Origin of the sequence: Pseudocitrobacter sp. RIT415 (assembly GCF_003057695.2) — a bacterium.
GTDB classification, from domain to species: domain Bacteria; phylum Pseudomonadota; class Gammaproteobacteria; order Enterobacterales; family Enterobacteriaceae; genus Pseudocitrobacter; species Pseudocitrobacter faecalis.
Genome location: NZ_QBJC02000034.1, coordinates 1 through 10,797, shown reverse-complemented (window position 1 = coordinate 10,797; position 10,797 = coordinate 1). Strand labels below are relative to the sequence as shown.

Sequence of the window (10,797 nt, the reverse complement as noted above, 5' to 3'; positions counted from 1 at the left end):
CCATCTCTCTACAATAGTAATAACTCTTCTGCTCATCCTGGAGTGCTGTCATGTGGTTAATCGACCAGTGGGCAGAGCGTCACATCGCTGATGCCCAGCGTAACGGTGATTTCGATAATCTTCCCGGGCAGGGCAAGCCTTTAATGCTCGACGACGATTCGGCTGTACCTGAAGAGCTACGCTCAGGTTATCGCCTGTTGAAGAATGCGGGCTGTTTGCCGCCAGAGGTTGAGCAGCGCAAAGAAGCATTGGCGCTGGTTGATCTACTTAACGGTATTCACAAAGAAGATGAACGTTATCAGGAATTGAGCCGTCGACTCGCATTAATGGAACTGAAGTTGCGCCAGGTTGGTATGAGCACCGATTTTCTGCGTGGCGAATATGCGGAAAAATTGATTAATCGGTTTAATGAGGAGTAAAAATCCATGTATCGCATTGGTGAACTGGCTAAGCTGGCTGGCGTGACGCCCGATACGATCCGCTACTATGAAAAGCAGCAGATGATGGATCATGAAGTTCGTACCGAAGGTGGATTCCGCTTGTATACGGGCAACGATCTTCAGCGCCTGAAATTTATCCGCTATGCTCGCCAACTGGGTTTTACCCTTGAGGCCATCCGCGAGCTGCTTTCGATTCGCGTTGACCCTGAACATCACACCTGCCAGGAATCCAAAAGTATTGTCCAGGCGCGCCTTCGCGAAGTGGAGTCACGCATTGAAGAGCTACAATCAATGCAACGGTCGCTTAAGAAGCTGAATGATGCCTGCTGTGGCACGGCTCATAGCAGTGTTTATTGTTCTATCCTTGAGACTCTGGAGCAGGGGGCTGACAATAATATTAAAGGCTGTTGAATTTATCACGGTACGGATTTACACTCGCGCCGAATGATTATCCATCAGGAGAAAATGATGAGCCGCTATCAACACACCAAAGGGCAAATAAACGATAACGCCATTGAGGCACTTCTGCATGACCCGTTGTTCAGACAACGCGTTGAGAAGAATAAAAAAGGGAAAGGGAGTTATCTGCGTAAAACGAAGCATGCAAAACGAGGTAACTGGGAGGCCAGTGGCAAACAAGCGAATCGCTTCTTTACCACTGGCCTTCTGCTTTTGGTCGCGTGATTAAGAACGGTTATTTTGTTCTTTCAGCAGGTCGCGGATTTCAGAAAGCAGCACTTCTTCTTTCGTTGGTTTCGGATCCGCAGCCGGTTCTTCTTTCTTACGATTCAGTTTGTTGATCAGTTTGATTGCCATAAAGATAGCGAAAGCCACGATCACAAAATCAAAGACATTTTGAATGAACACGCCGTAGTGCATTACTACAGCCGGAACATCTCCCTGCGCTTCACGTAATGTCAGCGCAAATTGTTTAAAATCGATCCCGCCAATTAATAAGCCCAGCGGTGGCATAATAATATCGGCAACCAATGACGATACAATCTTACCGAACGCCGCACCAATAATGACACCCACCGCCAAATCAACAACGTTTCCACGCATCGCGAATTCGCGAAACTCTTTAATAATGCTCATGTTATTCTCCTTGTGCCAGCTGACGTTTATAAGTTTAACAAATGTTTATGTAATTTCCATTATTAACAATAATTCAGCTGTGCAAATTTAGCCTTAAATAATAAAGGGTTAATAAAAAAGCGTTCCTGAGAACGCCTTTTGTAATTAAAGGAAGAAGGGGCTTGGCTGGAACAATCGTTCGACATCGGTAATAAATTTTTTGTCCGTAAGGAACATAATTACATGGTCCCCTTGCTCAATGCGTAAATTATCATTGGCAATCATGACATCATTACCGCGTACAATCGCGCCGATGATGGTACCCGGTGGGAGTTTTATCTCATCAATGACTCTACCGACAACCCGCGAAGTGCTTTCATCACCATGGGCAACGGCTTCGATGGCTTCAGCGACACCGCGACGCAGGGAAGAAACGCCGACGATATCGGCTTTACGCACGTGGCTCAACAGGGCGGAAATGGTGGCCTGCTGTGGCGAAATCGCGATATCAATCACGCTCCCCTGAACAAGGTCAACGTAGGCGCGGCGTTGGATCAACACCATCACTTTTTTCGCACCCATCCGCTTGGCCAGCATCGCGGACATAATGTTCGCTTCATCATCGTTGGTGACGGCAATGAACAGATCAACCTGATCGATATGTTCTTCCGCCAGCAACTCTTGATCCGATGCATCGCCAAAGAAGACGATCGTATTCTGCAACTTCTCTGCCAGTTCGGCGGCACGCTGTTGATCGCGCTCGATCAGCTTCACGCTGTAATCTTTTTCCAGCCTGCGCGCCAGACCTGCGCCGATGTTACCGCCGCCGACCAGCATGATGCGCTTGTACGGTTTTTCCAGACGTTGCAATTCGCTCATGACAGCGCGAATATGCTGGGATGCCGCGATAAAGAATACTTCATCGCCTGCCTCCACAATGGTTGAACCCTGCGGGCGAATAGGCGTGTCGTGACGGAAAATAGCCGCGACACGCGTATCAATATGCGGCATATGGTCGCGCATGGTCGAGAGCGCATTACCCACCAGCGGCCCGCCGTAATAGGCTTTTACCACCGCGAGGCTCACTTTTCCTTCAGCGAAATTAACCACCTGCAGCGCGCCTGGGTATTCGATCAGGCGATAGATGTTATCGATAACCAGTTGCTCTGGCGCAATCAGGTGATCGATAGGCACCGCGTCAGTATTGAACAGTTTCTCCGCGTCACGTACGTAGTCGGGGGAGCGAATTCGTGCGATGCGGTTTGGTGTATTAAAGAGGGAATAGGCGACCTGACAGGCCACCATATTGGTTTCGTCGGAGCTGGTTACGGCAACCAGCATATCGGCGTCATCGGCACCGGCCTCACGCAGCACGCGTGGATGAGAGCCGTGGCCCTGAACGACGCGCAGGTCAAATTTGTCCTGCAAACCACGCAGACGCTCGCTATTGGTATCCACAATAGTGATGTCGTTATTCTCTCCGACCAGGTTTTCTGCCAGCGTTCCGCCTACTTGACCTGCGCCCAGAATGATAATTTTCATCAGTCGCGACCCGTTATCTCATCATTTTTTGATTAGCTTAGCGTAAAAGAAGCCGTCACCTTCTTCTGCGCCTGGTAAATTCTGTTTACCGGGCTGTTCTGGTGTGCCGGTTTCACTCAACACGGCATCCGGTGTGCGTTGCATGAATGCAGCAATTTGCTGGCTGTTCTCTTCCGGGAGAATAGAGCAGGTTGCGTAAACCAGCGTGCCGCCTGGTTTAAGGTGCATCCAGGTCGCGTTGAGGATCTCAGCCTGTAACTGTGCCAGCTCTGGAATATCGCGATCGCGGCGTAGCCACTTAATATCCGGATGGCGACGTATGACCCCCGTTGCTGAACAGGGCGCATCAAGAAGAATGCGATCAAATTGCTGTTCACCACACCATTGCTCCGGGAAACGGCCATCGCCCTGCTTCACCGACGCTTTCATGCCCAGACGTTTCAGGTTGTCATAGACGCGCGACAGGCGTTTTTCGTCCACATCAACGGCCATCACATTGGCTTCTGGTGCCACTTCCAGAATATGTGTTGTTTTACCGCCCGGCGCTGCGCAAAGGTCGAGGATCTGCTCTCCATTTTCGGGTTGCAGATACGTCATACAACCTTGTGCGGAGGCATCCTGAACGGTGACCCAACCTTCATCAAATCCGGGGAGCGCATGTACTGGTGCCGGTGTCTCAAGGCGTACGGCGTCAGGATACTCCGCATGCGGGAAGCCGGTTAATCCTGCTTCAGTCAGCAGCGCAAGCCACGCGTCGCGCGTGTGATGATTACGGTTCACACGCAGCCACATTGGTGGGCGCTGATTGTTCGCCTCAAGAATAGCTTCCCACTGTTGCGGATAGGCTTGTTTGATGCGTTTCACCAGCCAGGAGGGATGCAGATAACGAACATCGGTCTGTGAAAACTCGGCCTGTAGTTCATCCTGTTGGCGCTGGAATTGACGCAATACGCCGTTGATTAACCCTTTCAACTGCGGGCGCTTAATCGCCACAGCGCCTTCTACCGTTTCCGCCAGCGCGGCATGTGGCGGAATACGCGTATACAGCAATTGATAGAGACCGACCATAATCAGGTAGTGAACCGTTCGCTGCTTACCCGTCATCGGGCGTGACATCAGCTTATGGATGAACCATTCCAGTTGAGAAAGCGTGCGAAGTACACCAAAGCAGAGCTCCTGAAGCAAAGCTTTGTCTTTATCGGATACCTTCAGCTGCATTGCAGGCAGAACGTTACTTAATGATTGGCCCTGCTCGACAACTTGCTCGACGGTTTGCGCTGCCAGACTGCGTAAATTAATGTTTTTTTTCATAACCGCAAAAATAAAAATGCCCGGCGACACCGGGCTTAAAAAGAGAGTGACCGTCAGGCGAGACGGTTTCCGGGAATAAACCACTCCCGGCGTGAATTCAGGAGATCCTGCACGCCCATGGCTTTTTTACCCGCCGGCTGCAGAGAGAGAAGGTTAAGAATTCCCTCGCCCGTCGCAACCTGAATACCCTGGCGATTGGCTTCCAGAATGGTTCCTGGCACTGCGTTTGTTGGAGTATTGATGACTGACGCCTGCCAGATTTTCACTGGCTGTTCATCAATCACAATATAACTCATCGGCCACGGATTAAAGGCGCGAATACAGCGCTCAAGCTGTGCCGCGCTGAGTGACCAGTCGACGCGCGCTTCTTCTTTGCTGAGTTTCTCAGCATAAGTGACCAGCGCTTCATCCTGAACTTCCGGTTTAGCGGTACCCGCGGCGAGTTGAGCCAGCGTATGCAGAAGCCCTTGCGGGCCCAGATCGGCCAGCTTATCGTACAGGCTACCGCTGGTATCGTCGGCGGTGATTGGGCAGGAGAGCTTGTGCAGCATATCACCCGTATCAAGGCCAACGTCCATCTGCATGATAGTGACGCCAGTTTGAGTATCGCCAGCCCACAACGAACGCTGAATAGGTGCCGCGCCACGCCAGCGTGGCAGCAGGGAACCATGCACGTTAATGCAGCCCAGTCGCGGCATGTCGAGCACAGCTTTTGGCAGGATTAACCCGTAGGCCACCACGACCATCACATCGGCCTGTAAATCGGCAACCAACTGTTGGTTTTCCTGGGGGCGTAGTGAAACCGGCTGAAATACCGGTACCCCTTTCTCTTCGGCCAGCACTTTTACCGGGCTCGGCATCAGTTTTTTGCCGCGTCCCGCCGGGCGGTCGGGCTGAGTGAATACGCCCACGACCTGATGTTCAGACGACAACAGCGCGTCAAGATGACGCGCTGCAAAATCGGGGGTACCCGCAAAGATGATACGTAGTGAATCAGACACGTTGTTCCTTATCCTTAGGCACGCGCGTTCAGGCGATCCAGTTTCTCGACTTTCTGACGAATACGCTGTTGTTTCAGCGGGGACAAATAATCGATAAACAGTTTACCGACTAAGTGGTCCATTTCGTGTTGGATACAGATAGCCAGCAGGCCGTCTGCTTCAAGTTCGAACGCTTTACCGTTACGGTCGAGCGCGCGGATTTTTACCTGCTCGGCACGCGGCACCAGGGCACGCTGTTCGGGGATCGACAGGCAACCTTCCTCAATACCGGTGTCGCCGTGTTTTTCCAGCAGCTCCGGGTTGATCAGCACCAGTTGCTCATCACGATTTTCAGAAACATCAATGACGATAATGCGCTGATGGATATCCACCTGCGTTGCCGCCAGGCCAATACCTTCTTCGGCGTACATGGTTTCGAACATATCATCGACGATACGCTGAATTTCTGCATTTACTTCTTCAACCGGTTTAGCGACTTTGCGAAGACGCTCGTCCGGAATATGTAACACTTGCAAGACTGCCATAAATCTCCAGAGTTCTGTTCAGGAGTTGGAAAGAATATTACCTCTATTCTAGACAAAACCCCCTCCAATTGACAGCATCAGTGACCAATCGCAAAGATTGCTGATGCCGCTTGTGGCAAGGGGAAAAGGATGTCACCTACAGAGATATGGCTTCGTTTGGTAAAGATAAACGATCTATACGGCGACAAGATGCAAAACATCGCCGAGGCCCTGATACGGGAGCCAACCGTTACGTTGAAAAACTTACGTGATATCGGGCTAACCGCGAAGCAGGCGGCTCGTTTTTTTTCAATGACTACGCAAGAGGTTAGCGAAAGTGAGCACTGGCTCTCGCAGCCTGATAATCATCTTTTGCTGGCCAATTCTCCTTACTATCCTACGGCGCTGCGAGCCATTAGTGATTATCCGGCAGCGCTTTTTGTGCGCGGCAATTTGCCGCTACTGAGTACTTGTCAGTTGGCGGTGATCGGTAGCCGAAATTTCTCATGGTACGGTGAGCAATGGGGGCGCGCATTTTGCGAGGCCTTCGCGCTGCAGGGCATGACCATTACCAGTGGCCTTGCGCTGGGTATTGATGCGATTGCTCACCGTAGCGCATTACGTATGGCGGGCAAAACCATCGCCGTATTGGGTAATGGATTAAGTCACATCTATCCGCATCGGCATCGCCAACTGGCGGAGGATATTGTGATGTCAGGTGGGGCGCTGGTCTCGGAGTTTCCCCTTGCGATGACGCCGTTGCCGCATAATTTCCCGCGGCGTAATCGCATTATTAGCGGCCTTAGTCGCGGTGTACTGGTGGTCGAAGCGGCATTGAAAAGTGGTTCCCTCGTGACGGCGCGTTGCGCTCTGGAGCAGGGGCGAGAGGTGTATGCGATTCCCGGGCCCCTCGGTAACCCTGGCTGTGAGGGGCCGCACTGGTTGATTCAGCAGGGGGCGATGTTAGTCACAACACCTGAAGATATTCTTGAATCAGGGCAAATTGCGCTTTTTCAGTCTGAAAATGCGCAGGATACGTCAAAATATTCACCAGATCAGGATTCTGTAGCATTGCCATTTCCTGAGCTCCTGGCTAACGTAGGAGATGAGGTAACACCTGTTGACGTCGTCGCTGAACGTGCCGGCCAACCTGTGCCAGTGACCGTGGCTCAGCTACTCGAACTGGAGTTAGCAGGATGGATCGCAGCTGTACCCGGCGGCTATGTCCGATTAAGGAGGGCATGCCATGTTCGACGTACTACTGTACTTGTTTGAAACTTACATCCATAACGAAGCTGAAATGCGCGTGGATCAGGATAAACTGACACGGGATCTCACCGAAGCAGGTTTTGAACGTGAGGACATTTTCAACGCGTTGATGTGGCTCGAGAAGCTCGCTGATTATCAGGAAGGGCTTGTCGAACCGATGCAGTTAGCTTCCGATCCGCTTTCTGTTCGCATTTTTACGGCGGAAGAGAGCCAGAGACTGGATGCCAGTTGTCGGGGATTCTTGTTATTCCTGGAACAAATTCAGGTGCTAAACCTCGAAACGCGAGAAATGGTGATTGAACGCGTGATGGCTCTGGATACTGCAGAGTTCGAATTGGAAGATCTCAAATGGGTAATTCTGATGGTTCTGTTCAATCTTCCGGGGTGTGAAAACGCGTATCAACAAATGGAAGAATTACTCTTCGACGTGAATGAAGGTATGCTGCACTAATTCGATGGTGCAGCAGTAAGAGTTGTTATGGCCAAATCAGCACTCTTTACAGTGCGTAAAAACGAGCCCTGCCCGCAGTGCGGGGCTGAACTGGTAATACGATCCGGCAAGCATGGGCCGTTTCTTGGTTGTTCCCATTATCCAGAGTGTGACTATGTCCGTCCCCTGAAGAGTCAGGCGGATGGACATATCGTCAAAATTCTGGAGGGGCAGTTGTGTCCGGAATGCGGTGCCGAGCTCGCGCTTCGCCAGGGCCGTTTTGGGATGTTTATTGGTTGCAGCCAGTATCCGGCCTGCGAGCATACCGAACTTATCGATAAACCTGATGAAACAGCCATCGCCTGCCCACAATGCCAGCAAGGGCATCTGGTTCAGCGCCGTTCACGCTATGGCAAAACGTTCCACTCCTGCGATCGCTATCCGGAGTGTCAGTTTGTGCTTAACTTCACCCCTGTCGCGGGCGAGTGCCCTGAGTGTCATTACCCGTTACTCATCGAAAAGAAAACGGCGCATGGCCTGAAGCGCTATTGTGCCAGTAAACAATGTGGAAAGCCGATTCCGGCGGAATAAATCAGTGAATAATAACCTGCCATCAGAAGCCGTACAGCGTGCGGTTATCGCTCTGAAGAATAAAGAAGTCATCGCTTATCCAACCGAAGCTGTGTTTGGCGTCGGTTGCGACCCTGACAGTGAAATCGCCGTACATCGCCTGCTTGAACTCAAACAACGCCCGGTTGAAAAAGGGCTGATTCTGATTGCGGCAAGCTTCGAACAACTGGAACCGTATATCGATGATACCGCGTTAACTACCGCGCAGCGTGAGGCAGTATTTGCCTGCTGGCCTGGACCGGTCACGTTTGTGTTCCCGGCTAAAGCCACAACGCCTGCCTGGCTGACAGGGCGCTTTGATTCCCTCGCCGTGCGCGTTACCGATCATCCGGTGGTCATTGAACTTTGTAATGCTTACGGTAAACCTCTGGTCTCGACCAGCGCAAACCTCACCGGTCAGCCGCCATGTCGCACGACAGAGGAAGTTCGCCAGCAGTTTGGCGATGCGTTCCCGGTGGTGGATGCGTTGACCGGTGGTCGACTCAATCCATCTGAAATCCGTGACGCCCTGACGGGCGAACTCTTCCGCCAGGGGTAACTCATGGAAACCTATGCCGTCTTTGGTAACCCGATTGCGCACAGTAAATCGCCTTTTATTCATCAACAGTTTGCGCAGCAGCTGAACATTACTCATCCCTATGGGCGCGTGCTGGCGCCACTTGATGATTTTGTTAACACGCTCAACGCGTTCTTTGCACAAGGAGGGAAGGGGGCGAACGTCACCGTACCTTTTAAAGAAGAAGCGTTCGCCCGGGCAGATGAACTGACCGAGCGCGCTGCCCTGGCAGGGGCGGTTAATACGCTCAAGCGACTGGAAGACGGGCGTTTGTTGGGGGATAACACCGATGGCATTGGTTTATTGAGCGACCTTGAACGTCTCTCTTTTATTCGACCGGGGCTGCGAATTCTTCTGCTGGGAGCGGGGGGCGCGACGCGCGGAGTCTTGCTGCCGTTGCTCTCGATGGATTGTTCAGTCACCATCGCCAACCGTACGGCTTCCCGTGCGCAAGAACTGGCACAGCTTTTTGCGCATACGGGCAGCGTCCAGGCGTTGGGGCTGGATGCGCTGGAAGGGCATGAGTTTGATTTAATTATCAATGCAACATCAAGCGGTATTAATGGTGAGATCCCAGCGATCCCGGCATCGCTGATCCATCCTTCTCTTTATTGCTACGACATGTTTTACCAGAAAGGGGATACACCTTTCCTCGCCTGGTGCCAGCAGCATGGGGCAAAACAGTGTGCCGATGGATTAGGTATGCTGGTGGGACAAGCTGCGCATGCGGTATTGCTCTGGCATGGCGTGCTGCCGCAAATCGAACCGGTGATTGAACAGATGAAGCAGGCGTTGCGCGCATGAATCAGGCCATTCAGTTTCCTGACCGCGAGCATTGGGATGACGACCTGTGCGCTGTCTGTTTTCCGGCGCTGGTACAGGGCATGCAGTTAATGTGTGCCATTCGCCGCGAAACGATGATCGCCCGCTTTGGCGGCGAAACGCCTCAGGTATGGTTAGCGTTGTTTCAGGAAAACCGCTGGGATCTGGAAGAGGAAGCCAGCGATCTTATCCGTGACCAGCAGGAAGATAATCAGGGTTGGGTCTGGTTATCCTGATTCAGGTAATCATCTTTCCATTTCACGTAATTGTTGGCCGAATATTTTAACCCTTCCAGTTCAGACGCCTTCAATGGACGAATCTGTTTAACAGGGCTGCCCAGATAAAGATAGCCACTCTCCAGCCGCTTATGCTGAGGCACCAGGCTACCCGCACCAATCATGACGTCATCTTCAATCACCACGCCATCCAGCAAGATAGAGCCCATACCGACCAGTACCCGATTACCCACGGTGCAGCCGTGCAGCATGACTTTATGCCCGACTGTTACGTCATCGCCAATGATAAGCGGGTTACCGTCAGGGTTATGTGCTGATTTATGGGTCACGTGAAGAACGCTTCCATCCTGAATATTGCTGCGCGCGCCAATCTGAACATAGTTAACATCGCCGCGAATGGCGACCAGCGGCCAGATACTGACATCATCGGCAATTCGCACGTCGCCAATCACCACGCTGGTGGGATCAATCAGCACACGAGCGCCAATGGTGGGGAAAAGATCTTTATAATGGCGTAAGTCTGCGGCCATGTTTACCTCTTTAAAACGATCGTTTAGGGAACAGACGATCATTATTGCCTCGATTCCGCGGTTTCTCACTTCAAAATTTAAGCAAATTGCGCAGTTAGAAAGCGAAAAGTTTGAAAAAACAGCAGTCAGAAAAAAAGATCTAAAAAGGCCTTGTGCTAAGAAGCAAACTCCCTATAATGCGCCTCCATCGACACGGCGGATGTGAATCACTTCACACAAACAGCCGAGTTGGTTGAAGAGAAAAATCCTGAAAATCAGGGTTGACTCTGAGAGAGGAAAGCGTATTATGCGCACCTCGCAACGGTGAGCTTCACGCCGCGTTGCACTGCTCTTTAACAATTTATCAGACAATCTGTGTGGGCACTCAATGATACGGATTCTTAACGTCGTAAGACGATAAATGAATACCAAGTCTCTGAGTGAACACGTAATTCATTACGAAGTTTAATTCAC

At 51.6% G+C, this 10,797-nt stretch carries 15 protein-coding genes; 9 read left to right on the top strand and 6 right to left on the bottom strand.

Annotated features, from left to right (window positions below; genetic code table 11):
• The first annotated feature begins 50 nt into the window (after positions 1-50).
• The 3 genes from DBY68_RS21860 to DBY68_RS21850 are packed head-to-tail and all read left to right on the top strand — an operon-like array spanning position 51 to position 1,124.
• The gene (locus DBY68_RS21860; protein ID WP_108477148.1) at positions 51-419 is read left to right on the top strand and encodes a DUF1992 domain-containing protein; all 369 of its coding nucleotides are present in this window, start codon (positions 51-53) and stop codon (positions 417-419) included.
• Between the two features lie 6 nt (positions 420-425).
• Positions 426-851, top strand: a complete 426-nt coding sequence (zntR, locus tag DBY68_RS21855; protein ID WP_108477149.1) for a Zn(2+)-responsive transcriptional regulator — start codon at positions 426-428, stop codon at positions 849-851.
• 57 nt (positions 852-908) lie between these two features.
• Positions 909-1,124: an alternative ribosome-rescue factor A gene (locus DBY68_RS21850; protein ID WP_108477150.1), complete on the top strand. Its 216-nt coding sequence runs from the start codon at positions 909-911 to the stop codon at positions 1,122-1,124.
• On the opposite strand, the gene mscL is transcribed toward DBY68_RS21850, so the two are convergent.
• The 5 genes from mscL to def all read right to left on the bottom strand — a co-directional run bounded on the left by mscL (position 1,125) and on the right by def (position 5,892).
• Positions 1,125-1,535 carry a large-conductance mechanosensitive channel protein MscL gene (gene mscL / locus DBY68_RS21845; protein WP_108477151.1) on the bottom strand — a complete coding sequence of 137 codons (411 nt, stop codon included), beginning with the start codon at positions 1,533-1,535 and terminating at the stop codon, positions 1,125-1,127.
• A gap of 144 nt (positions 1,536-1,679) precedes the next feature.
• Complete coding sequence (gene trkA, locus DBY68_RS21840; RefSeq protein WP_108477152.1) at positions 1,680-3,056, bottom strand: Trk system potassium transporter TrkA; 1,377 nt, start codon at positions 3,054-3,056, stop codon at positions 1,680-1,682.
• A gap of 21 nt (positions 3,057-3,077) precedes the next feature.
• Positions 3,078-4,367: a 16S rRNA (cytosine(967)-C(5))-methyltransferase RsmB gene (rsmB, locus tag DBY68_RS21835; protein ID WP_108477163.1), complete on the bottom strand. Its 1,290-nt coding sequence runs from the start codon at positions 4,365-4,367 to the stop codon at positions 3,078-3,080.
• A gap of 53 nt (positions 4,368-4,420) precedes the next feature.
• A complete protein-coding gene (fmt, locus tag DBY68_RS21830; RefSeq protein ID WP_108477153.1) occupies positions 4,421-5,368 on the bottom strand; it encodes a methionyl-tRNA formyltransferase in 948 nt (315 codons plus the stop codon).
• Between the two features lie 14 nt (positions 5,369-5,382).
• Complete coding sequence (gene def / locus DBY68_RS21825) at positions 5,383-5,892, bottom strand: peptide deformylase (protein ID WP_015962755.1); 510 nt, start codon at positions 5,890-5,892, stop codon at positions 5,383-5,385.
• A gap of 129 nt (positions 5,893-6,021) precedes the next feature.
• Between def and dprA the strand changes: the two genes are divergently transcribed.
• Genes dprA through DBY68_RS21795 form a run of 6 tightly spaced genes read left to right on the top strand, consistent with a single transcriptional unit; the run spans position 6,022 to position 9,814 of the window.
• A complete protein-coding gene (dprA, locus tag DBY68_RS21820) occupies positions 6,022-7,146 on the top strand; it encodes a DNA-protecting protein DprA (RefSeq protein ID WP_108477154.1) in 1,125 nt (374 codons plus the stop codon).
• Entirely contained in the window at positions 7,118-7,591 is a 474-nt protein-coding gene (gene smg / locus DBY68_RS21815; protein ID WP_015962757.1) for a DUF494 family protein Smg, read from the top strand. The genes dprA and smg overlap by 29 nt, the downstream gene beginning before the upstream one ends.
• A gap of 27 nt (positions 7,592-7,618) precedes the next feature.
• Positions 7,619-8,161 carry a type I DNA topoisomerase gene (locus DBY68_RS21810; protein WP_108477155.1) on the top strand — a complete coding sequence of 181 codons (543 nt, stop codon included), beginning with the start codon at positions 7,619-7,621 and terminating at the stop codon, positions 8,159-8,161.
• A 4-nt stretch (positions 8,162-8,165) separates the two neighbouring features.
• Positions 8,166-8,738 (top strand): L-threonylcarbamoyladenylate synthase type 1 TsaC, encoded by a 573-nt coding sequence (tsaC, locus tag DBY68_RS21805; protein WP_108477156.1) that lies wholly within the window; start codon positions 8,166-8,168, stop codon positions 8,736-8,738.
• Between the two features lie 3 nt (positions 8,739-8,741).
• Positions 8,742-9,560 carry a shikimate dehydrogenase gene (gene aroE, locus DBY68_RS21800; protein ID WP_108477157.1) on the top strand — a complete coding sequence of 273 codons (819 nt, stop codon included), beginning with the start codon at positions 8,742-8,744 and terminating at the stop codon, positions 9,558-9,560.
• Positions 9,557-9,814 (top strand): DUF1488 domain-containing protein, encoded by a 258-nt coding sequence (locus tag DBY68_RS21795; protein ID WP_108477158.1) that lies wholly within the window; start codon positions 9,557-9,559, stop codon positions 9,812-9,814. The genes aroE and DBY68_RS21795 overlap by 4 nt, the downstream gene beginning before the upstream one ends.
• Here the strand turns inward: DBY68_RS21795 and DBY68_RS21790 are convergent.
• Positions 9,790-10,344 (bottom strand): gamma carbonic anhydrase family protein, encoded by a 555-nt coding sequence (locus DBY68_RS21790; protein ID WP_108477159.1) that lies wholly within the window; start codon positions 10,342-10,344, stop codon positions 9,790-9,792. The genes DBY68_RS21795 and DBY68_RS21790 overlap by 25 nt on opposite strands.
• Between the last annotated feature and the right edge of the window lie 453 nt (positions 10,345-10,797).

Excerpts from the sequence above, each read along its gene's own strand:
- DBY68_RS21860 (WP_108477148.1), top strand. The coding sequence starts at position 51 with ATGTGGTTAATCGACCAGTGGGCAGAGCGTCACATCGCTGATGCCCAG.
- zntR (WP_108477149.1), top strand. The coding sequence starts at position 426 with ATGTATCGCATTGGTGAACTGGCTAAGCTGGCTGGCGTGACGCCCGAT.
- DBY68_RS21850 (WP_108477150.1), top strand. The coding sequence starts at position 909 with ATGAGCCGCTATCAACACACCAAAGGGCAAATAAACGATAACGCCATT.
- mscL (WP_108477151.1), bottom strand. The coding sequence starts at position 1,535 with ATGAGCATTATTAAAGAGTTTCGCGAATTCGCGATGCGTGGAAACGTT.
- trkA (WP_108477152.1), bottom strand. The coding sequence starts at position 3,056 with ATGAAAATTATCATTCTGGGCGCAGGTCAAGTAGGCGGAACGCTGGCA.
- rsmB (WP_108477163.1), bottom strand. The coding sequence starts at position 4,367 with ATGAAAAAAAACATTAATTTACGCAGTCTGGCAGCGCAAACCGTCGAG.
- def (WP_015962755.1), bottom strand. The coding sequence starts at position 5,892 with ATGGCAGTCTTGCAAGTGTTACATATTCCGGACGAGCGTCTTCGCAAA.
- dprA (WP_108477154.1), top strand. The coding sequence starts at position 6,022 with ATGTCACCTACAGAGATATGGCTTCGTTTGGTAAAGATAAACGATCTA.
- smg (WP_015962757.1), top strand. The coding sequence starts at position 7,118 with ATGTTCGACGTACTACTGTACTTGTTTGAAACTTACATCCATAACGAA.
- DBY68_RS21810 (WP_108477155.1), top strand. The coding sequence starts at position 7,619 with ATGGCCAAATCAGCACTCTTTACAGTGCGTAAAAACGAGCCCTGCCCG.
- aroE (WP_108477157.1), top strand. The coding sequence starts at position 8,742 with ATGGAAACCTATGCCGTCTTTGGTAACCCGATTGCGCACAGTAAATCG.
- DBY68_RS21795 (WP_108477158.1), top strand. The coding sequence starts at position 9,557 with ATGAATCAGGCCATTCAGTTTCCTGACCGCGAGCATTGGGATGACGAC.
- DBY68_RS21790 (WP_108477159.1), bottom strand. The coding sequence starts at position 10,344 with ATGGCCGCAGACTTACGCCATTATAAAGATCTTTTCCCCACCATTGGC.